Consider the following 20,510-nt stretch of genomic DNA (forward strand, 5'->3'; position numbering starts at 1 on the left):
CAGCGTGACGGTTAATCGTCGCAAAATCTTGGGCGGAGCGGGCCTGGCAGGCGCCGCGGCCGCAACCGGTGTGGGCGTTGACCGCCTGATCATCTCCACCGGCACCGGCACCGGCACCGGCGACGGCGACGGCCCTGACAAGGAAGCCCCAATGTCCGATGACGCTGCGCGCTTTGGTGATCCCCGCCTACCCGCCGAGACGATCACCTCGCAATCACACCTGTTCCATCTGGGCGCTTCACCCAAGAGCACACATGACGGGGGCTGGTTCCAACAGGCCAACGAGGACAACTTTCCGATCCTCAAAGGTCAGGAGGCCAGCCTCCTGATGCTCACATTGCAGCCCGGTGGTATCCGCGAGCCGCACTGGCATCCCAGCGCGTGGGAACTCAACATCGTCACCAGTGGAGTGGCGACGTGGATTGTCATCGACGGGAACGGCAACTACGAGGCTTTCGATCAGCATGTCAATGACATCGTTTTCGCGCCCCAGGGTTCTTTTCACTACTTCGAGAACCGCGGCCCCGACGACATGAGCATCATCATCATCCAGAACACCAGCGCGCCCGAAGACAAAGACAACATCGGGATCGGGGAGTCCCTCAGCAGGCTTCCACCGCGGGTGTTGTCCGCGGTATTCGGCGTTCCGGCAGAGACATTCAGTTCGTTCAACAAGATCGACAACGCCGTCGTCATCCTGCGCTCGCCGTAACCGGCCCTTGCAGCGGGCCGTCGCGGCGACCGAGAACTGATGGGGTACCTCCAGCCGACTGGGTCGATAGGGTGGGGTGATGGTTGCTGACCCTCCGTGGGAACCGCCGCTGGCAGGAACTGAGGAAGAACACCTCATCGGTGCGCTGGAGCGGCTGCGCGCCACCTTCCGATGGAAGGTGGGCGGCCTGGATTCGGCGGGACTGCAGACTCGAGTCGGCGCGTCCTCGCTGACCCTCGGCGGGTTGACCAAGCATCTTGCGCGGGCCGAGGCGGAGCGCTTCGGCCCGGTGCTCGACGGGTCGCCGATCGGTTCACCATGGGACACCGCGGACTGGGACACCGACCCAGAATGGGACTTCAATTCGGCAGCCGATGACACCCCGGAGCAGCTCTATGCGTTGTGGGATGACACCGTGGCGCGATCCAGGGCCAGGCTCCAAACAGCGCTTGCCGCAGATGGTTTGGGCCAGCTCGTGGAACTGGAATGGCAGGATGGTCGGCGAGCCAGCCTGCGGCGCAGCGTCTGCGACATGATCGAGGAATACGGGCGCCACACCGGCCATGCGGATTTGATCCGCGAGAGTGTGGACGGTCTGGTGGGCGAAGATCCGCCCGTTGGTTGGCATCCGGGTTAATCGGCGGTGGTCACGCGGCCGTCCAGGTCTGTGTCCGGGGTGGCCAGGTTTCTCCCAGTCAGCGCTCGCATACTGACGACGTGCCGCCAAACGGTCCAGCGACCATCGAGCCGCCGGTTCCCACGCCGATGCCTCCGATACCGGATCCCGATTTCAGCCGATTCGGTCATGGGATCTCGCTGCTCGGTGGATGGCTGCCGCTGAGCGTCGAGATCGCGACGATCGTCGTGCTGGTCACCGCAATCGGATGGCGGACGCGGCGCTGGCGGATGGTCTGGGTACCCATCTGTGCGACCGTTGGTGTCGTCGTTGCGCTCGCGGCGCGTGCCTACATGAACTCACAAGGGCTGGCCTCCGACCCTGCCCCCATCGCGCTGTGGGTGTGGACAGCGATGTTCGCCGGCTCAGTGGCGGTGGCGTTCGGGGGGTTTCGCAGCGCCCGATGGTGGCGGCGGAGCATCTCCGTATCGGCGATCCCGTTGACGTTGATCTGCACGCTGCTCGTACTCAACGGCTGGGTCGGCTACTACCCGACGGTGCAACGTGCATGGGGAGATCTCACCTCGGGGCCGCTGCCGGACCAGACAGATGAAGCGGAGCTTGTCGGCATGCGCGGCACCCGGCCCGATACGGGGAAGGTGGTTTCAGTTGAGATCCCCTCCGATGCAAGCGGATTCAGGAACCGTCGCGAGTATGTGTACCTGCCACCCGCCTGGTTCGGCGGTCCGACTCCGCCGTCGCTGCCGGTTGTCATGATGATCGCGGGAGAGTTCAGCAATCCGACGAACTGGATGCGTACGGGAAATGCGATCGGGGTGATCGACAGCTTCGCCAGAGCACACGGGGGAGCGGCGCCGGTCTTCGTCTTCGTCGACTCCAGCGGGAGCTTCAACAACGACACCGAGTGCGTCAACGGCCCGCGCGGCAAGGCCGCCGACCACCTGACAATGGACGTGCGCCCCTACGTCATCTCGCGCTTCGCCACCTCATCGGATGCTGCGGACTGGGGCGTGGTCGGATGGTCGATGGGCGGCACCTGTGCGATCGACCTGACGGTGATGCACCCCGACATGTTCCGGACGTTCGATGACATAGGGGGTGATCGGGGGCCGAATTCGGGCACCAAAGAGCAGACGATCAGCCGGCTCTACGGTGGCGATGCCAATGCTTGGGCGACATTCGACCCGCGAACCGTCATGGCCAGGCATGGGCCGTACGTCGGAGTGGCAGGGTATTTCGACGACTCACAGGAGCCGGCCGACGACAAGACGAAGAATCTGCCGAACCGCCCCGATCAACATCGCGCGCCCGTCGGTTTCGGCGGGCACGACGATGCCGATGAGTTCCGCGAGAAGGGCGCGTTACCCGATCTCTGTGCGGCGGCTGTGGCCGTCGACATCTCCTGCTCGTTGCGGGTGTATCCCGGTTACCACACATGGCAATTCGCGGCCGCGGCGTTCGCCAATGCGCTGCCATGGCTGGCCCAACGCGTGCATGTGCCTGGTGTCTAGGTGAATACCGTACAACGCTGTCGGACTCCGTCCCAACGCCTTTCGCTTCGGACGGAGCTCAACGCCGCCGCGGTGACGTCGCGACACCGCAACCCGTGAGGTTACTGTCGCAGTATGTCGGCCGGTGACACGGTTTCGACGAATATGCGGGCTGCCGCAGCGAGTTTCGTGTCCGCGGTGGCCAAGGCGTCCGCCTGCAGCTGGGTAAGTGCGATGTACTCGGCCTGGTAGGTGTCCTGCCAGTTCAGTTTTGCGGCTATCCGCCATGCGTGGTCCTGCAGTGATCGGTCGCCGAGAAGGCGGATCCGCAGTCCACGGATATCGTCGAGGATCTTCCGGCCGGCCCGCTCGCCGATCTCGCCGCGGTGTACCGATTTGTACACGATGGCAAGAGCCTGCGAGCGCAACAATGTGGGAGCCGCCAGGCTGTGCTCCGGTGGAATACTCGCCTCGGCGGTCGCGAGGTCGATGGCCACCCGCGCATCGATGACGAAGATTGTCATGTCGGAACTTTCCCACGACCTAGTTGTTCCGCGAGCAGATTGTCATCGATTTTCCGACAGCACAGCCACTTTCGGTCCGGATCGGCACGTACATCGGCTGGGCCCCTGCGGACCGTAAGATCGGCTCGTGGGTGATGTACTCGACGAGGGACCGTTCTTTCACGGTACGAAGGCGGAGCTGCGGCCCGGGGAGCACCTGACCGCCGGGTTCACCTCGAACTACCGGCCCGAGGTCGTCATGAACCACATCTACTTCACTGCATTGCGCGACGGGGCCGGCCTGGCGGCCGAGGTCGCGGCGCTGGACGGCGCGACGCCGCACGTCTACGAGGTTGTTCCCACCGGGCCATTTGAGAATGACCCGAATGTCACAGACAAGAAGTTTCCGGGAAACCCCACGCGGTCGTTCCGGAGCGAAGCACCGCTTCGCGTGGTGCGTGAAGTGACCGATTGGACGCGGCTGACGCCGGAGGCGTTACAGATGTGGCGGGACCGGCTCGCCTCGATCCGCGCCGACGAACGAGGCGAGATCATCAACTGACGACGCCACCGGCCGTTATCGGCAAACGGGGCCACGGTCGTCGATCATGCGTGCACGGGACGCTCGTTGTCGGTCCCGTACTGGGGTTTTGCAATATTCCGGGTGTTCCAATACAGTCCGTGGCTAACTATCTCATTGCAGAAGTACCAGGCAGAGTGACGTACACCACATCGCCGCAAATGGGGGCATCTTTGCGGCGGGCGTGATGTGTTGGCCGCGGCCGACTCTTGCGTCGCCGCAGCAATAATCGCAGTCGGCAAACTTTTTCTGGTGCGTATCTGGTCGGATCGTTGCCTATCGGCGCGTAGTGACCAGTGCGCAGTCCGACCCTGTTTTCGGTGCACAGAGACGGGTTGGAGGGGGGTGTCCGTGTCCGACATACGGACCCACAAGTTCAAATCCCCCACAGAAGAGAGCAAAAGCATGCCGAAATTCGACAGACCAACAGGTCCGTTCGGAGAACAGAAGCACGTCAAGAAGATCATCAGCGCTTTTCTCGTTGCGACTGGCCTCGGCGGTGCCACGCTCGTTTCTCCGCCGATGCACCGGCATGCGGCGGTTGCGGCTGAGGAGCGCCCGGTGGGCGACGTCGTCCCCAGGCCGGCCGCCGCCGTCGTTCCTCCTCCTGCCCCGGTGGTCGTCACCAAGGACTCCAACGCGCAGGACATCGTCAAGGCCATCCTTAGTCAGGGCCGGGCGGCCAAGCTGAGCGACGACCAGATCAAGACCATCATCGCCACTGCGAAAATCGAGTCCAGTTTCCGCCCGACCGCGTCCGGCGGTGTGCAGGCTTATGGCGGCCGGGGGACCGCGGCTGACGAGGTCATCGGCTTGTTCCAGGAGAAGGCCAGTTTCGGCACCGTTGCCGACCGGCAGGACCCCAACAAATCGATCGCCCGGTTCATCGCCCGATTCACTGAGGCGTACAAGAAGTTCGGTATCGCCGGCGATACCGTGCTGGCTGCCACGCTCGCGCAGAACCCGCAACTACTCAAGTACCACGGCGGGGTCGGAACGCAGTACTACAACACCATCAAGGCCGCGATGACCGCGGCTGCAGACCTGTACAGCCAGGCCGCCGGCGCCACCCTGCAGCCGGTCACCTGACCGCCGGACGTCCCGGCGCCATCAGTCGCGTCAATTGGCCTTTCGCCCAGCAGGAATGAGCAGTCCGCACGCATAATCCTGCGGACGAAGCTGGGGAATTCTCTGAGTCGCGTGTCGCGCAGGGCTCCCCGCGCTAGTCTTTGCCGATGATTGCGGGCGAGAGGGCGCCTGATTTCACTCTGTGTGACCACACCGGCCGGCCTCGGTCACTGTCCGCGCTTCTTTCCGGCGGGCCGGTTGTGCTGTTCTTCTACCCACTGGCGTCCTCACCGATCTGTACAGCCCAGGCCTGTCATTTTCGGGACCTGAGCAACGAGTTCGCCCAACTCGGCGCCCAACGGGTGGGCATCAGCCTGGACACCGTCGACAAACAGGCCCACTTCGCCCAACAGCGCTCGTTCGACTATCCGCTGCTCTCGGATCCGGATGGCGTCGTAACCGAGCTGTTCGGGATGCGCCGAGGCAGGTTCGCCAAGTTGCGTGGATCCGTCGCGGCGGGTGGGGAGGCCCGGCGCGGCCGGCACGCCCGGCGCCGTGGCCTGCTGGCCCGGCTGCTGCCGGTCAGACGGGCCACCTTCGTCATCGACACCGACCGCACCATTCTCAAGGTCGTCTCCAACGAACTGCGCGCATCGGTACACGCCGAGCACGCCCTGCGGTTCTTGGAGAAACGAAAGGTGCGGCCTCGTTCACCAGATGTAGGGGAGAAGCGCGAAGCGACCGACGACTGGTTCAAGGGATCGCCCGGCGTGGACGAGTCGCCCCTGATGCCGCCGAACACACCCACGGCAGGCCGGATCGACTCGGGTGTCGAACTGGCACTCGAGGCTCCGGTGGAAGCGCTCAAAGCCACAGGGAAATCACCGAGATGGCCGAAAGACGATGTGCGGGGCCAGATCCTGATGTGGTGCGCGCGCGGTAGCACGGTCGCGGAGATCGCCGCTCATCTGTCTTTGCCGCTCGGTGCTACGCGATTCCTGGTCGACGACTTGGTGACACAGGGTCACTTGAGGGTGCACGCCTCCCTTGGTGACTCGACCTCGATCGACGAACGACGTGAACTGATCGAGAGGACCCTGCGTGGTCTGAGGGCCCTCTGACCTGGCCTTGAAGCCGTCATACCTGGCCCATGAACGCGCGTAGTGCCTGCACGGGGGTATCGGCTCCGGTCATGGTGATCTCGCCTGTCGCCGAACGCCCCGACAGCCACCGCACCAAGTCCGGGGGATCGCCGGCGAGAGTTACCTCTGGCCCCGAGTTCGGCCCGATCGACCATTGGTGACGGTTGTCGCAGGTACCGACGGTCACCCGGACACCGGCGGGCAGCTTCTTGAGCTGATAGCGCAACACGGAGGGAATCACGTCGACCAGGGCGGCAGGCACTGTGTGGGCTCCCTTGTTGAACCGGATGAGATCGTCGTGATGCGTCCAGTACTCGAACAGGGTCAGTGGCGCCACCAGGGGCCGCAGCAGCAGCCGCGGCACCGGTCGCCGCAGCCGGTTGACCAGTGCGGTAAACCCGTGGCGGCGCTGCAACCGCAGTGCGGTTTCGACCAACACCGGTGGGGCCGGCACCGAAACACCGTGTGCCACCAGGGATCGAGCGATGAAGGTCGTCACGCCACCATTGCGCTCCTCACCCACCAGATGGGCCGCGAGCTCCAATGCGGTCCACTCACCACATCCGGTGGGAGCCGACGGGCCCACGTTGAGAAGGGATTCCGCGAATGCCGCTCGTTCGGCTTTGACGTCCTCGGCGATCGTCACGTCCATCAGTGTTACCGCTGGGCCGAAGGGGGAAGGGAGCTTTCCGGCGATTCGACCCTCGGCAAACCACGAGTGCGTCGTTCGTGGCAGAGATTTCGCGATGGTTTCAGTTGAGCAAAGGTCCCGCAGCGCACCCGTGATGCGCGGGTCGATATCGATTGCTTGGCCTTAGTGTTGGCTGCTGTGGCCGGACTGGGCAAATATGTGAAGCGCTGGAGCGCAGCGCTTCACATGACAATGGCGGCATTGACGGTTGCCGCCTCCGGACTCGCGGTCACTCCCGTAGCTCAAGCGGCCGCGGCCGCGGCGAGGTTGTCGGTGTCATCGACGTGGCAGACCGGTTTCATCGCCCACTTCACCATCGTCAATGCGAGTGCGGTGCCGATGACGGATTGGCGGCTCGAATTCGACTTGCCGGCGGGCGAATCCATCTCGCACACGTGGAGCAGCACGTTCGCGCAATCCGGCACCCACTATGTCATCGGTCCCGCGAACTGGAATCGCATCATTGCGCCGGGCGGTTCCGCCACCGGTGGTATTCGTGGCGTGCTGACCGGCTTCTACTCGCCACCGTCGAATTGTGTGCTGAACAGGCAATATCCCTGCACCTAGCGGCGATTCGGGCGGGTGCGCCTGAACCCGTTCATGCGCCGGTCGACCGCAGTACGCACGGGGCGACCGGGCCATGGATCGCCTGCGCCACTCAATAGGTTCAGTTATAGTCCCGGCCGGACGAGGGTTCAGCCGTAACTTGACCCACACCACATGAAAGACGTGAGGGGAACCGCATGAGGACGATCGCACGCCACACCGCACTTGCCGGCCTGTCCGCCGTCGCATTTATCGCCGTGGGCTGCAGCAATGGCCAAAGCGTCGATACGTCGGCGCCGCCTCAGATCGGGTTGATCGCCACTTCCACTCCGGTAGCCCCGGCTCCGCCCGGCGAAGTGAAGCTCATTGGGGACAGAGACGTCGAGGTGACGCTGACCGGCCCGATCGCTGCCAAATACGCGTCGGCAACCGAGGAGCAGAAGCAGGCTCTCGGCAAGCCACTGACGGGCGACCGCAACGCGGGAGCACGGGAGAGCGGCGTGGTGTTCCAGCAGTTTCAGGGCGGTGTGATCACTGCCAAGAGCAAGGAGGCGGGCACTCCTGCGTATATCACCCGGGGCAAGATCCGGGAGGCCTGGAATGTGCCCCGCAACCCGGACGGGGTGCCCGCGGTCACCGGCGACAACGGCTCGGTGGGTCCGCTGGGTGCGCCCACCAGTGACGAGACCGCTGACGGGGATCTGCTCGTGGAGACGTTCGAGCACGGCCAGGTCTCGTACAACACGAAGACCGCGCAGGTCGAGGTGACGGTCAACGGCAAGGTCGTGCCGTCGGGGCTGTAGGAGCGCCGACGCGCCGCGTGTGCGCATTCATCGACCGCGCCGGCGCGCATATCCTGGTTGGCAGGACCACAAGTCCTACCCAGATGGGCTGCCGCGATGCCACACCAAAGCGACGGCCGGTCACGAACGACGCCGCTCTGTGCGACGCCCGGACACCCGGGAGGCAGCGATGTTCGAAGAGGCGAAGCTGTATGCGCCGGTAACGCGCTCGGAGGATGGCGTCACCGTTCATCTGGCTGCTGATCACCCGGGTGCGGTCGATCCGGAATACCGCGCCCGCCGCAACACGATCGCCGCGCTCGCGATGGATTGGCAGCCCGGCACACCGCCACCGATCGCCACCTACACTGACGCCGAGCAGGAGGTCTGGCGCATTGCGTGCGCCGAGCTCCACAAACTGCATCAACGCCTGGCATGTGCGGCCTACCTGCAGGGCCGGGAGCGACTTCAGCTTCCCGAGGACCGGATCCCACAACTGGTCGAGGTCAACGAGATGCTCGGGCCGCTCACCGGCTTTCGGTACGTGCCGGCGGCCGGGCTGGTTCCGCTGCGCGATTTCTACGGACTTCTCGCGGACGGAATCTTCCACTCCACCCAGTACATCCGGCACCATTCGGTACCCCTCTACACGCCAGAGCCCGACCTGATCCACGAGGTGGTCGGCCATGGCAATTGCCTGGCTCATGACCGGTTCGCGACCCTGTACCGGCTGGCCGGCCAGGCGGCTCGGCGCGTGAGAACGCCTGAGGCGCTCGAGTTCATCTCGAAGGTTTTCTGGTTCTCCTTGGAGTTCGGCGTGGTCCGTGAGCAAGGCGAAGTACGCACCTATGGAGCGGGCCTGCTGTCGTCATACGGGGAGATCCAGCAGATCGATGTGGCCGACCTCCGACCGCTGAACATCGGCCGGATGGGTGTGCAGACCTACGACATCACGCACTATCAGCCAGTTCTCTTCTGCGCCCGGGGATTCAACGAGATCGAAGACGTGGTCGGCGGGTTTTTCACCCAGGTCGACGACGACATGATCGAGCGCCTGCTACACGACGCTGCATAGATCACCGGTAGGTGGTCGCCGATTGCACGGCGGCGACGCATTCGCCGAATCCGATGGTGGCTGCGCCCGGGCGATGTGCGCTGGCGGTCAGGATGACTTCATCACCGTCTTCGAGAAACGTGCGGGTTTCGCCGTTGGGCAGTGTGATCGGATCGTTTCCGCCGTGGCTGAGTTCCATCAGACTCCCTTCGGAGCCCGACGTAGGTCCGGAGAGGGTGCCGCTGCCGAGCAAGTCGCCGGGCTGTAGGTCGCATCCGTTGCTGGTGTGGTGGGTGAGCATCTGCGCGACGCTCCAGTACATGTGGCGGCTCGACGAGCGCGAGATCACGTGCGGCGGCCGGCCATCGTGGCGCATCTGGGCCGTGGTGATCAGTGCCCGCAGGTCGATGTCGAGTCCACCGCCGGTGCGATGCCCGGGACTGTCGAGATGAGGCAGGGGAGCGGGGTCGTCCGCGGGTCGGTCAACAGGAATCCGGAACGGCGCCAATGCTTCTGGAGTGATCACCCAGGGGGAGATCGTGGTGCCGAAACTCTTGGCGAGAAAGGGGCCCAGCGGCTGGTATTCCCAGGCTTGCACGTCCCGCGCCGACCAGTCGTTGAGCAGGCAGTAACCGGCGACATGGGATTCGGCGTCATCCAGCGCCACGGGCTCGCCGAGACGATTCTCCGGTCCGATCCACACGCCGAGCTCGAGTTCGAAATCCAACCGCCGGGTGGGTGCCAGCACCGGCGGCGTCGCATCGCCTGCCTTCAGTTGTCCGTGCGGGCGGGTGATCGGGGTACCGCTGACCCGCACGCTGGAAGCCCGGCCGTGATAGCCGATCGGAACCCATTTGTAGTTGGGCAGCAGCGGGTCGTCCGGCCGGAACAGAGCACCGATATTGCGCGCATGGTGGATACCGACATAGAAATCGCTGTAGTCACCGATTCGCGCGGGCAGCAGAACGTCGACTTCAGGCAGCGGGGTAAGGAATCCAGCAACGGAGTGCCGGTTCTGCGCGCCTTCGACCAACAGCGAGTGCAGCGCCCGGCGAAGGGCGACTCGCGGGCCGGACCCCAAGGCGAACAAGGCATTCAACGTTCCGTGTGCGGCGGCTTCGGCCGCCGCCTGTGCCGCATCGGTGAGCAACCCCGATGCGGCGAGTCCCCGCAGATCGAGGACCGCGTCTCCGATGCGGACAACGCCGTGAGGTTCGCCGACGGCACCGGCCACCACGCCGAACGGCAGGTTTTGCAGGGGGAAATCGCTGTTGGAGCCTGCAGAGGCGACCCAACTGTGCGGCGACGGATCATGCGTGAAATCCAGTGCGGGGCCCGGCGCGGTCACGGGGTGTCCGGATGGAATCGCTTTGTCAGACCGCTCCAGCAGTCCGCGTAGTCCTGCTGCCGCTGGGGGAGATCCGCGGCGTAGGTGGTGACCTTCTGCGGGAACCGGGTCTCGAACATGAACGCCAGGGTGTTTTCCTGTTTCACCGGTTTCAGCTCTTCGGTGCTCGCGGCTTGGAATGCGTTGGTGTCAGGGCCGTGTGGGGTCATGCTGTTGTGCAGGCTGAAGCCGCCGGGTACGAATCCATCTGGTTTGGCGTCGTAGACACCGTGCACGAGTCCCATGAACTCGCTCATGACGTTCATGTGGTACCACGGTGGCCTGAAAGTGTCCTCGGCGACCATCCATCGCTCGGGGAAGCAGACGAAGTCGACGTTGGCGGTTCCCGGGGCCTCGCTGGGCGAGGTGAGCACCGTGAAGATGGACGGGTCGGCATGATCGAACAGCACCGGGCCGACGGGGGAGAAGCGCCGTAGGTCATATTTGTATGGAGCGTAATTTCCGTGCCAGGCAACAACATCCAGCGGAGAATGGCCCAGATCGGCCTGCCACAGCGTGCCACCCCACTTCACGTACATCGTCGACGGGACTTCGCGATCCTCGTAGTTCGCGACGGGGGTGAGAAAGTCACGCTGATTGGCCAGGCAGTTGGCGCCGATCGGGCCGCGCTCGGGGAGAGTGAAAGTGCCGCCGTAGTTTTCGCACAGATAGCCGCGAGCCGGACCGTTGGGCACTTCGATGCGAAGTTTCACTCCCCGGGGATGACGACGATCTCGTTGGGCTCGGCGTCGATGATCCCGAACTCGGTCCAGAACCGAACGTCGCCGCGCTCCAAGACGAACAGCATCTCGCCGTCGCCGTTGTAGAAGTAGGCGTCGACCATTGATGACGTGACGGAGTAGATGCTGCAGGCAAATCCGGTCCGGGTCCCGAGGTCGCCGCCGGTCGTGATGGTGCGGATGCCAGTGATGAACGTCGTGTCCTCCACCGCGGGATCGGGTACAGGCAATGGATTCCAGCGCATCTGGGCAATGGGCACGGGCGCTGCGTCGTCGGGAGCCGAGCGCCAGCATGTGACTCCGTCAGCGTCGACGGCTGTGAAGTGGCCCCAATGGGCCACGCTCGGCCGAATCCGGTACAACCAGGACCGTTTGTTGCTGGCGCGGGGTGCGGTGAACGGTGAGCCGCTGAGCTGCTCGGCATAAAGGCCGTAGGCGCACTTCTGCGGCGAGTTGCGGCCGATAGGCAATGCGCCGGGCAGTGCCTCGCTTTCGAAGCCGTTGCCGAAGCCGGACAGGTATTCGGTCATCACAGATTCCCGCGCCTTTCCTGCTCGCGCTCGATCGACTCGAACAGGGCCTTGAAGTTGCCCTTACCGAAGCCCAGCGAGCCGTGGCGCTCGATGAGCTCGAAGAAGAGCGTCGGCCGATCTCCCAACGGCTTCGTGAAGATCTGCAGCAGATACCCGTCCTCGTCCCGGTCGACCAGGATGCCGCGGCGCTGCAATTGCTCGACCGGCACGCGCACCTCGCCGATGCGGGCCCGCAGTTGCGGGTCCTCGTAGTAGGCGTCCGGGGTATCGAGGAACTGCACCCCGTCTTGTCGCAACTCGTCGACAGCACGCAGGATGTCGTTGGTTGCCAGCGCCAGGTGCTGGACACCGGGACCCTGGTAGAACTCCAGGTACTCGTCGATCTGAGACTTGCGCTTGGCAGCCGCTGGTTCGTTGAGCGGAAACTTCACCCGGTGGTTCCCGTTGGCCACGACCTTCGACATCAGCGCCGAGTAGTCGGTGGCGATGTCGTCGCCGATGAACTCAGCCATGTTCACGAACCCCATGACCCGGTTGTAAAAGCCGACCCACTCGTCCATCCTGCCGAGTTCGACATTGCCGACGACGTGATCCAAAGCTTCGAACAGGCGCTTGGGGGCACCCTCACGTTTGACGTAGCCGCTCGTCGCCTGGTGATAGCCCGGCAGGTAGGGACCGGCGTAGCGGGTTCCGTTGACCGACCGCTGGACCAGCGTATGTCGCGTCTGCCCATAGGTCGCGATGGCCGCGACTCGCACGGTGCCGTGCTCATCAGACAGGTTGTGAGGCTCTTCGAGGACCGTGGCGCCGGCCCGCCTGGCCTGCACGATGCACTTGTCGACGTCGGGAACCTCCAGTGAGATATCGACAACGCCGTCGCCGTGTCTGGCGTGGTGAGCCACGAGCGGGCTGTCGGGACTCACCGCGCCCTTCAGGACGAACCGGACGGAGCCTGAGCGCAGCACGAACGCCTTGTGGTCGCGGTTGCCGTTCTCCGGCCCCGAGTACGCGACCAGTTCCATGCCCCACGTGGATTGGAAGTAACTCGCGGCCTCGGTGGCATTTCCGACCACGAAGACGATGGCATCCCAGCCGGTTACGGGAAACGGGTCGCTGCTCAGGTCGTAATCCACCAGGCCCACCAACTGCTTGAGCTGGTTGACGTCCAGGCGGGCCTGTTTCTCCTGGTCGGTCAAGGCGATCTGGTGCGTCATGTTCACATTCTTCTCTCTTCGGCATGATCCGATGTCAGGATTGCTCGACGCAGCGACCACGCGGTCAGCGGAGAACCCTCGCAGCGCGAGGCCAGTCGCTTCCTCGGTCGTATGCGGGATTTTGCGGCAAATGCCCTGGTAGCGTGGGGTATGAGCGCAACACCATCGACATTTCATCCAGCCCATTGCGCCGACGACCTGATCGACGCCTATCTCGAACACGAAGATCGGTTGCTGGCCGAAGCCGCAGGCGACGCCACCGGGGCCGGCGAGTACCGCAACCGCGAAGATGACGATGTCATTGCGGCGCTCATCGCCTGGAAATTGAAGGCGGCAGATCGCGGCAAGCCGCTCACCGAGCAGGACTGGACGAGTCTGGTCTTGGAGCTTGTGCACCGCGCTGCCGCGCAGCGGCGATGAGCTGTCTGCAAGGGAGACATCTCGGCGTCGACGGACTTATCGGAGAATCGCCCGCGCTGCGCGCTCTGCGATGAGCATGACCGGTGCGTTGGTGTTCCCAGAAGTGATGGTGGGCATCGCGGAAGCATCAACCACTCGAAGGCCGGCGACGCGGTACACGCGGCAGTCGGTGTCGAGCACCGTGGCGTCCGACGTCGGGATACCTTGTGCGTCAAAGGACCCCATCGTGCAGGTGCCCACCGGGTGGAAGATGGTCGTACCCAGTTCGCCGGCCGCCTGCTGCAGGTCGTCGTCGCTCACCAGTTGCGGGCCGGGAAGCAATTCTTGCGGTTGGTAGCGGGCCAGGGCCTGCGCCGCCATGATCTGCCGGGTCATCCGGAGTCCGGTCACGGCGGCCTGACGATCGGCGTCAGTCGACAGGTAGTTGCAGAGAATCTTCGGGTAGGTCAGCGGGTCTGCATCGGCTATCCGCACATGGCCACGCGAGCTCGGGCGCAGATTGCAGACCGAGGGAGTGATCGCGGCGAAAGGGTGTAGTGGATCGCCGAACTTGGGCAAGGACAAGGGCTGTACATGCCACTCCAGATCGGGACTGGCCAGCGCGGCATCGCTTTTGGCGAAAGCCCCCAGGGTGGAGGGCGGCATGGTCATGGGTCCCGAACGCAGCATCAGGTACTGAAGTCCCATACCTCCACGGGTGATCCAATTCCGGTACAGCGTGTTGACGGTCGGAGCACCCTTGATCCGGTAGACCGTTCGCAGCTGCAGGTGGTCTTGCAGGTTTTCGCCCACCCCCGGCAGGTCGACGGCGACCGGCACGTGATGCTGGGTGAGCAGTCCGGCCGGGCCCAGACCCGAAACCTGCATGAGATGCGGCGAGCCGATCGATCCCGCGCTCAGGATCACCTCGCGGCGAGCATGGACGTCGACGATCTGGCCGTCCCTGAGCAACCTCAGACCGGTGACGCGGTGCTGCGCCGTGGTCCAGGCACCGCGACGCTGATCTTCGTGGACCTGGTCATCCATCAGCAGTTGTAGGGCCTGAGTTTGGGTGTAGACGGTGAGATTGGGTCGGTGGGCGATGGGATGCAGGAACGCATCGGCCATCGACCAGCGGCGGCCGCGCCGTTGGTTGACATGAAAGTACGCGCTGCCGGCGTTGTCGCCGCGGTTGAACTCGTCGATCGGGGCGATGCCGATCTGGGCAGCGGCGGCCTGCCAGGCGTCCAAGATCTTCCAGCGCACCCGCGGCGGTTCGACGCGGATCTCCCCACCGGCGCCGTGCCAATCGTCGGCTCCGCCGAAGTAGTCCTCCAACTCCTTGTAGATCGCCAGTGTCTCGCCGGGGGAGTCCGGGCCACCCCAACGCCATCGGTCGTCACCGGTGGCCTGTGCCCACAGGTCGTAATCGCTGGCCTGTCCGCGCATGTGGATCATGGCGTTGATCGACGAGCAGCCGCCGATCACGCGGCCGCGCGCGTAGTGAATGCTGCGGCCGGCCAGACCTGGATCGGCCTCGGTGGTGAAGCACCAGTCGGTCCGGGGGTTGGCGATTGTGTACAGATAGCCCACCGGCACCTTGATCCAGAACCAGTTGTCCTTGCCGCCGGCCTCGATCAAGAGCACACGGTAGTCAGGGTTGGCGCTCAGCCGATTGGCGAGCAGGCAGCCCGCACTGCCTGCTCCCACAATGACGAAGTCGAATTCGGCGACGGGGCTCATTCCGGAATCGTTCCTCCATGGCGTTCGGATGCGTGTCCTAGTTTGTCCGATGACCGCCCGGTAACCACCGAAAACAATGTGTGTGCCGCGATGAGGATCTGCCATCATCGGCAGATGGCCCGTCAGTCCACTGTCCGGCTTCGCCCAGCAACCGCCGACGACCACGCATTCGTCGTCGAGATGGCCCGCCACGCCGCCATAATCGAAGACTGGCCACTTCCGGACCCAGACGACGACGAAGTGCTCGAGATGCTCCCGCCGCCTGGGGTCATACCGATCATCGCCGAGGATCGGAGCGAGTTGCCCATCGGTGCGGTGTGGACGTACTTCAGCAGTCCGCCGCTGCGCTCCGGTGCTGATGGCGCGCCGCTGCCGGAACTCTGCATCGGTGTCGCACCCGGACGGCGTGGCGGTGGGGTTGGTGGCTTGCTTCTGGACGCGCTGTTCGCGGACCTTTCACCACACGTCGAAATGATGTGCACCAACGTTCACGTACGCAATCCCGCTATGCGCCTCTACGGCCGCAAGGGATTTCGCGAAGTCGGCCAGGGAAACGGCCCGCTCGGGCTGGCGATGATCAAAAACCTCCGGTGACCATGGGAGGGCTGCCCAAGCCGTTCCGCCCCAACAGAATCCACCAAGGCCGAACTCTGCAGTCTTCGGTCGTGGTCAGCCGTGGTCCCGCCACGTGAGCACCTCCTTGAGAGACGTGAGGTCGTAACCGTTGTCGGAGGTGAGTTCGGTTTGGAACAACGTGACGCCTGCCTCGCGGAAGGCATCGGCGCTGTGTGCGTTCTCCCAGAGTGTCGAGCGTTCGATGTCGGCGCCGTTGCGGCCGAACGTCGCTGCCAGCTCGTCGACGCGGTCGCTGGACCTGCGGAACGCCTCGAGGTCCTGGAACGCATGCCAGATGTCGGCGTGCCGGGCCACGGCGGGCAGCGAGCGCTTGGGCCCCGTGCCGCCGATGAGGATCGGTAGCTTGCGCACAGGCGGCGGAATCAGTGCGGCGAGCCGGTTCTCGATGCGGATCAGGCTCTCGTCGAACAGATCGAAGCGGGATCCGAAGGTGCCGAAGTCGTAACCGTAGGTGGTGTAGTCCTTTTCGTACCAGCCCGCGCCAAGACCCAGGATGAGCCGGCCGCCGCTGATGTGGTCGACGGTGCGTGCCATGTCAGCGAGCAGGTCCGCGTTGCGGTAGCCGACGCCGGTGACGAGAAGCCCGATCTCGGCATGTGAGGTGATCTCACCCCACGACGCGAGCGCGGTCCAGCCCTCGAAGTTGGCGACGTCGGGCTGCTCATCGTTCAGGACGGGCTTGCCGTCGATGATGGCCTCCATCGCCGGGCGGTGGAAGTGGTCGTAGCCGAAGATTACGTCGACGCCGAGGTCGTCGGCGGCCAGGACGGCCTCGCGCCACGTGGCGTAGTCGGGCGTGCCGCCGGGCTGGATCTGCACGGCGATGCGAACGGGACGGGTCATGATGCTCCCGGGTCGGGGAAAGGGGTGACTCCAGAGCCAAGTTCACCGGGGTGCGGGTTTATTCCGCGTGACGCGTAGCGGCCACGTTGCCAGCTGAAACTGGATTGCCCTCCAACGGGCGGTGCGCCTACCGTCCAAGCCATGCCTGCGGATGCACCCACCATTCTGGCGACCAGCGGCGGGATAGGACCGGGGCTGCGCACGCGTCTCGAGTTCACCGCCATGACGGATTACGCGGTCGAGCTTTCCGGTGTCACCGGACGACCTCCGCGCGTCTGCATGTTGGCGACGGCGATGGGTGACGACAAAGCGGTCCTGCACTACCTCACCGAGGCAGCGCAGGTTCGTGGTTTCGTCCCGTCGCACGTGGCGTTGTTCCCGATGCCCACCGTCGACGATGTCACCGCGCATCTGCTGGAGCAGGATGTGGTGTGGGTGTTCGGTGGCAGCGTCGCGGGACTGCTGGCGATGTGGCGGCTGCACGGAATGGATGAAGCCCTCCGTACAGCGTGGCAGGCCGGGGTGGTGCTCACCGGCGTCTCGGCCGGCTCCATCTGCTGGCACGCCGGCGGCACGACCGATTCGTTCGGCCCGCAACTACAGCCTGTTACCAACGGGCTAGGGTTCCTGCCCTACGCCAACGGTGTGCACTACGATTCCGAGGATCAGCGCCGGCCGCTACTACATGAGTTGGTTGGCACCGCAGTTCTTCCATCGGCCTTCGCCACCGATGACGGCGCCGGCGTTGTCTACCACGGCACCCAGTTCGTGGAAGCTGTCGCCGAAAATACCACAGCGGGAGCGTATTTCGTGGAACGACGGGACGTCGCCGCGGTAAGCGAGACAGCGCTCGATGTCCGACGTTTGCAGCGCTGAGACTCAGTCTCGTCACGCTCGCTTGTCGAGAAATCGAGTTGAGGGGATGGGCGTGAGTCTGAAGGATGGCCGCTATGGAAAGGTTCAGATTCGTTCGACGTGTCGACGGCGTGGTCTACGAGTTCGCCGATAACGGTGCGGCTTATGGCTTTCCGTCCTACAAGCGAATTGACTTGGATATCTGGTGTCGGCGATTGCCGGAATTCGGCTGGGTGGTGTGCACGGAATCCGGCCTGGTGTCTTCGCGACCGTTCGACGATGCCGGGCGTGGTGACCTGCCGCCGGAAGGCGCGTGGGTGAGCCGCAAGGACGACCGGTCGTATGTGTATGACCTGCGCGCGGTGGGTCCTACGCAGAACCCACGGCCGATTGCTCGCGACTAGTGAGCGCCGCGACTCCCAGACCTGCGAAAAGTGCAGCACCGCCTCCGGCGACGATCGCGCCGGTAGCCGAGAGGGTTCGGGCCCGGACCCCACGCGCGGCAGCGATGATGTCCAGGAGGTCGGTGAGCAGCCCCAGCTGTAGCGCGCGAGTTTGCAGTCGTGGGGAAGCGGTATCGGTGATCGCGACTGCCAACGTCAGTTCACGCGAGCCGAAGAGTTGAGTAGTGAGTGGCTGGTCGCGGCCGGCGCTGAGTCCGATGAGTTGACCCGTGGTGTTGGGAGCCATCCATGCGGCGACACCGGTAATGAACCGTAGAGCGGCAAAGGCACGAATGAGCGCGTTGCGATTCATAGTGTCAACACTTCCGGAAAACCGGGAGCCCTTCAAGGACGAACCTGATGTTCGACGTGGGAGCACCGAGCGTGTCAGTTGCGTTGCGGTGTCACAACGCGTCGTACACCGCGTCGATGAGCCGATAGGCACGACGATCACCGGCCAGCCAGTCGCGGCGCAGATTGGGCACGAAGGCGAATGCGACCTTGTGTTCGAGATCTGCCAGTCCCACCGCGCCCCCGGCCCCCGGGTGACCGAAGACGGTCGATTGCGCCGGTTCGGGCACCACGAAGTTCTGCGACGGCAGCATGTAGCCGAGCCCGAATGCACTTTCCAAGCGCAGCACCCGGTCGCGGCCGCGTGCGCGTTCTGTGATCGCGTCCCGCAGAGAACCCGGGGCGACCCGGGTCCCGCTGATCAAGTCGCCATAGAATTTGGCCAGATCACGAGCGGTCGTGACCAGGCCGGACGCGGGCCAGCCGGCCGCCAACACTTCTGGATCGTTATACGATGCAACGGGATTCGATGCCGCCCGGATGAACAGCGATTCCGGATCGGCGATCGCGGCCACCATCTCGGCGACTGCGTCCTCCGATATCGGCGGCGCGTACTCGGCGCTCCAGACCCGCTGCTCGGGCGGTGGCGAACTGACCCGGGCGGCCTCGCGCACCGCCGCACCTGAAGCGCCGATGAGCAACCCATCGCCCAGGTGGCGCCGGGTGAAATCGCCAACGGTCATGTCGGTGTGGCGGCGCACGAATTCGCCGACCAACCATCCGAAAGTCAAAGCGTGATAACCATGTTCGGTCCCGGGCTGCCAGAGCGGGCTTTGGCTCGCCAACAGGTCGGCCATCGCCGCGGGATCCGCGGCCTGGGCCACCGAAACCGGGCGCTCCAAGACGGGCAACCCGGCGCGGTGGGCCATCAGGTCGCTCAGTGTGGTCTCGTGCTTGTCGTGTTGCGCGAATTCCGGCCACCAGGCGCTCACCGGTTCGTCGGCGCCGTGGCCGCACAGCTGGGCGACCATGAGAGCCGCGGTCGCCGTCACACCCTTGGTGCAGGAAAAGGTCGGACAAGCGGTGGCGCGCGTCCAAGGACGTCCGGTCCGTCTGTCGGCGATGCCTCCCCACAGATCCACCACCGCACGACCGTCGACGAATACCGCCACCGCGGCGCCGAGGTCGTCGCCGTTGGCCAAACCTGCTTCAAAGACGGCTTTCACTTGCGCAAACGCGGGGTCAGCGTGCCCCTCCGCTGAACTGGACATGCACCGAATTAGAACACGTTCTAGTAATGGTGGAATGCGGATTCCGGACACGGCCCGTGAATCGGAGCGGCACAGGCCGAAGATTTACTGCTCCCTCGCCCCGATCAGGGCTTCCGAGATGACGTCGGTCGCCTTCTTCAGCGCGGGAACGGCTCGAGCGATCAATTCCTCACTGACGTGAGCCGAGGGCCCGGAGATGCCGATTGCCATCGGTGTCGGAGCGCCGGGCACCGCCATCGCGACGGAGCGAACACCGATCTCGAACTCCTCGTTGTCGATCGCATAGCCGTCGACGCGCACGCGTTCGACGTTCGCGAACACCGCAGAAAGGGTCGACGCACTGTTCTCGGTCGGTGCCGGAAATCCTGACTGCGTGACCAGTTTCAGAATGCGTGCATCGTCCAACTCGCCCAAAACCGCCTTGCCCACACCGGTTGTGTGCAGACCGACACGCTTGCCGACCTCGCTGTCCGTCCGCGCCAGCTTCGGAGGCAGCACCTGTCCGGTGTAGATCACCATGTCGCCGTCGAGCACTGCAAGACTTGCCGTCTCCGACAGTTCGTCGACCAACGACTGCAGCACCGGGGCGGCGACCGCGCCCAACTGGCGGTTCGCAACTTCGCCAAGCCGAATCAATCTCGGTCCAAGGGCGTAGCGGCGATTGGGGGGTTGCCGCACGTAGCCGATTCCGACCAGTGTGCGCAGGAAACGGTGAATTGTCGGCGGCGGCAACGGCGACTCCGCCGACAACTCCGTCAGCGAGCACTCGCCTCCGGCACGCCCGATCAACTCCATCAACTCGAACGCGCGCTCCACCGACTGCACGCCGCCTGTCTTCTCCGCCATGCATTCCACTCCTGGCCGACGATTGTCGTTCCATCCAACATGCGCAAGATCATTTCCGCAATATGGAATACGTGTTTCGATGAGGAAACGCACATCGTGCCACG

Annotated in this window: 22 protein-coding genes and 3 pseudogenes; 14 read left to right on the plus strand and 11 right to left on the minus strand. The window is 64.5% G+C overall.

Annotation, left to right across the window (positions count from 1 at the left end; translation table 11 throughout):
• The first annotated feature begins 4 nt into the window (after window positions 1–4).
• The 3 genes from ACNQVK_RS20120 (at window position 5) to ACNQVK_RS20130 (ending at window position 2,860) form a co-directional block, all read left to right on the plus strand.
• The gene (locus tag ACNQVK_RS20120) at window positions 5–712 is read left to right on the plus strand and encodes a cupin domain-containing protein (RefSeq protein WP_418030909.1); all 708 of its coding nucleotides are present in this window, start codon (window positions 5–7) and stop codon (window positions 710–712) included.
• 79 nt (window positions 713–791) lie between these two features.
• The gene (locus ACNQVK_RS20125) at window positions 792–1,349 is read left to right on the plus strand and encodes a DUF664 domain-containing protein (RefSeq protein WP_418030910.1); all 558 of its coding nucleotides are present in this window, start codon (window positions 792–794) and stop codon (window positions 1,347–1,349) included.
• 608 nt (window positions 1,350–1,957) lie between these two features.
• Window positions 1,958–2,860, plus strand: coding sequence for an alpha/beta hydrolase (locus tag ACNQVK_RS20130; protein ID WP_418034232.1), 903 nt, complete (start codon window positions 1,958–1,960; stop codon window positions 2,858–2,860).
• 101 nt (window positions 2,861–2,961) lie between these two features.
• Here the strand turns inward: ACNQVK_RS20130 and ACNQVK_RS20135 are convergent, their stop codons facing one another.
• Window positions 2,962–3,363 (minus strand): type II toxin-antitoxin system VapC family toxin, encoded by a 402-nt coding sequence (locus ACNQVK_RS20135; RefSeq protein ID WP_418030911.1) that lies wholly within the window; start codon window positions 3,361–3,363, stop codon window positions 2,962–2,964.
• A 127-nt stretch (window positions 3,364–3,490) separates the two neighbouring features.
• Here ACNQVK_RS20135 and arr point away from each other — a divergent pair, with 127 nt between their 5' ends.
• The 4 genes and pseudogenes from arr to ACNQVK_RS20155 form a co-directional block, all read left to right on the plus strand.
• On the plus strand, window positions 3,491–3,904 hold the full coding sequence (gene arr, locus ACNQVK_RS20140; RefSeq protein ID WP_418030912.1) for an NAD(+)--rifampin ADP-ribosyltransferase: 414 nt from the start codon (window positions 3,491–3,493) through the stop codon (window positions 3,902–3,904).
• A 423-nt stretch (window positions 3,905–4,327) separates the two neighbouring features.
• Window positions 4,328–5,011, plus strand: a complete 684-nt coding sequence (locus ACNQVK_RS20145) for a hypothetical protein (RefSeq protein ID WP_418030913.1) — start codon at window positions 4,328–4,330, stop codon at window positions 5,009–5,011.
• Window positions 5,012–5,157: 146 nt separating this feature from the next.
• Window positions 5,158–5,688, plus strand: a pseudogene (locus ACNQVK_RS20150) (peroxiredoxin); the annotation flags it as partial.
• 99 nt (window positions 5,689–5,787) lie between these two features.
• Window positions 5,788–6,111 (plus strand): annotated as a pseudogene (locus ACNQVK_RS20155) (DUF742 domain-containing protein); the annotation flags it as partial.
• A gap of 16 nt (window positions 6,112–6,127) precedes the next feature.
• Here the strand turns inward: ACNQVK_RS20155 and ACNQVK_RS20160 are convergent.
• Entirely contained in the window at window positions 6,128–6,778 is a 651-nt protein-coding gene (locus tag ACNQVK_RS20160; protein ID WP_418030914.1) for a maleylpyruvate isomerase family mycothiol-dependent enzyme, read from the minus strand.
• 183 nt (window positions 6,779–6,961) lie between these two features.
• Here ACNQVK_RS20160 and ACNQVK_RS20165 point away from each other — a divergent pair, with 183 nt between their 5' ends.
• The 3 genes from ACNQVK_RS20165 to ACNQVK_RS20175 all read left to right on the plus strand — a co-directional run bounded on the left by ACNQVK_RS20165 (window position 6,962) and on the right by ACNQVK_RS20175 (window position 9,226).
• A complete protein-coding gene (locus tag ACNQVK_RS20165) occupies window positions 6,962–7,390 on the plus strand; it encodes a cellulose-binding domain-containing protein (protein WP_418030915.1) in 429 nt (142 codons plus the stop codon).
• Window positions 7,391–7,566: 176 nt separating this feature from the next.
• Window positions 7,567–8,172, plus strand: a complete 606-nt coding sequence (locus ACNQVK_RS20170) for an LGFP repeat-containing protein (protein WP_418030916.1) — start codon at window positions 7,567–7,569, stop codon at window positions 8,170–8,172.
• A 169-nt stretch (window positions 8,173–8,341) separates the two neighbouring features.
• Window positions 8,342–9,226: a phenylalanine 4-monooxygenase gene (locus ACNQVK_RS20175; RefSeq protein ID WP_418030917.1), complete on the plus strand. Its 885-nt coding sequence runs from the start codon at window positions 8,342–8,344 to the stop codon at window positions 9,224–9,226.
• 1 nt (window position 9,227) lies between these two features.
• Here ACNQVK_RS20175 and fahA read toward each other — a convergent pair whose 3' ends face one another.
• The 4 genes and pseudogenes from fahA to hppD all read right to left on the minus strand — a co-directional run bounded on the left by fahA (window position 9,228) and on the right by hppD (window position 13,079).
• The gene (gene fahA / locus ACNQVK_RS20180; protein WP_418030918.1) at window positions 9,228–10,553 is read right to left on the minus strand and encodes a fumarylacetoacetase; all 1,326 of its coding nucleotides are present in this window, start codon (window positions 10,551–10,553) and stop codon (window positions 9,228–9,230) included.
• Window positions 10,550–11,002: a homogentisate 1,2-dioxygenase domain-containing protein gene (locus tag ACNQVK_RS20185; RefSeq protein WP_418034233.1), complete on the minus strand. Its 453-nt coding sequence runs from the start codon at window positions 11,000–11,002 to the stop codon at window positions 10,550–10,552. Before ACNQVK_RS20185 ends, fahA begins: the two co-directional genes overlap by 4 nt.
• Window positions 11,003–11,086: 84 nt before the next feature.
• Window positions 11,087–11,862, minus strand: a pseudogene (locus tag ACNQVK_RS20190) (homogentisate 1,2-dioxygenase); the annotation flags it as partial.
• Complete coding sequence (hppD, locus tag ACNQVK_RS20195; protein WP_418030919.1) at window positions 11,862–13,079, minus strand: 4-hydroxyphenylpyruvate dioxygenase; 1,218 nt, start codon at window positions 13,077–13,079, stop codon at window positions 11,862–11,864. The pseudogene ACNQVK_RS20190 and the gene hppD, both read right to left, overlap by 1 nt.
• Window positions 13,080–13,229: 150 nt before the next feature.
• Here hppD and ACNQVK_RS20200 point away from each other — a divergent pair, with 150 nt between their 5' ends.
• Window positions 13,230–13,499 carry a hypothetical protein gene (locus ACNQVK_RS20200; RefSeq protein WP_418030920.1) on the plus strand — a complete coding sequence of 90 codons (270 nt, stop codon included), beginning with the start codon at window positions 13,230–13,232 and terminating at the stop codon, window positions 13,497–13,499.
• A gap of 36 nt (window positions 13,500–13,535) precedes the next feature.
• Here ACNQVK_RS20200 and ACNQVK_RS20205 read toward each other — a convergent pair whose 3' ends face one another.
• On the minus strand, window positions 13,536–15,221 hold the full coding sequence (locus ACNQVK_RS20205) for a GMC family oxidoreductase (RefSeq protein ID WP_418030921.1): 1,686 nt from the start codon (window positions 15,219–15,221) through the stop codon (window positions 13,536–13,538).
• A 114-nt stretch (window positions 15,222–15,335) separates the two neighbouring features.
• Between ACNQVK_RS20205 and ACNQVK_RS20210 the strand changes: the two genes are divergently transcribed.
• Window positions 15,336–15,815 (plus strand): GNAT family N-acetyltransferase, encoded by a 480-nt coding sequence (locus ACNQVK_RS20210; protein ID WP_418030922.1) that lies wholly within the window; start codon window positions 15,336–15,338, stop codon window positions 15,813–15,815.
• A gap of 75 nt (window positions 15,816–15,890) precedes the next feature.
• On the opposite strand, the gene ACNQVK_RS20215 is transcribed toward ACNQVK_RS20210, so the two are convergent.
• Complete coding sequence (locus ACNQVK_RS20215; RefSeq protein WP_418030923.1) at window positions 15,891–16,700, minus strand: LLM class F420-dependent oxidoreductase; 810 nt, start codon at window positions 16,698–16,700, stop codon at window positions 15,891–15,893.
• A 141-nt stretch (window positions 16,701–16,841) separates the two neighbouring features.
• Here ACNQVK_RS20215 and ACNQVK_RS20220 point away from each other — a divergent pair, with 141 nt between their 5' ends.
• A complete protein-coding gene (locus tag ACNQVK_RS20220; protein ID WP_418030924.1) occupies window positions 16,842–17,576 on the plus strand; it encodes a Type 1 glutamine amidotransferase-like domain-containing protein in 735 nt (244 codons plus the stop codon).
• A 74-nt stretch (window positions 17,577–17,650) separates the two neighbouring features.
• A complete protein-coding gene (locus tag ACNQVK_RS20225; RefSeq protein ID WP_418030925.1) occupies window positions 17,651–17,959 on the plus strand; it encodes a hypothetical protein in 309 nt (102 codons plus the stop codon).
• On the opposite strand, the gene ACNQVK_RS20230 is transcribed toward ACNQVK_RS20225, so the two are convergent.
• The 3 genes from ACNQVK_RS20230 to ACNQVK_RS20240 all read right to left on the minus strand — a co-directional run bounded on the left by ACNQVK_RS20230 (window position 17,925) and on the right by ACNQVK_RS20240 (window position 20,406).
• Window positions 17,925–18,311, minus strand: a complete 387-nt coding sequence (locus ACNQVK_RS20230; protein ID WP_418030926.1) for a hypothetical protein — start codon at window positions 18,309–18,311, stop codon at window positions 17,925–17,927. The two genes, ACNQVK_RS20225 and ACNQVK_RS20230, sit on opposite strands and share 35 nt — an antisense overlap.
• Window positions 18,312–18,402: 91 nt before the next feature.
• Window positions 18,403–19,560 (minus strand): serine hydrolase domain-containing protein, encoded by a 1,158-nt coding sequence (locus ACNQVK_RS20235; protein ID WP_418030927.1) that lies wholly within the window; start codon window positions 19,558–19,560, stop codon window positions 18,403–18,405.
• Window positions 19,561–19,644: 84 nt separating this feature from the next.
• Window positions 19,645–20,406: an IclR family transcriptional regulator gene (locus ACNQVK_RS20240; protein WP_418034234.1), complete on the minus strand. Its 762-nt coding sequence runs from the start codon at window positions 20,404–20,406 to the stop codon at window positions 19,645–19,647.
• Window positions 20,407–20,510: the final 104 nt, after the last annotated feature.

Source organism: Mycobacterium sp. 134, assembly GCF_048282715.1.
GTDB lineage: Bacteria > Actinomycetota > Actinomycetes > Mycobacteriales > Mycobacteriaceae > Mycobacterium > Mycobacterium septicum.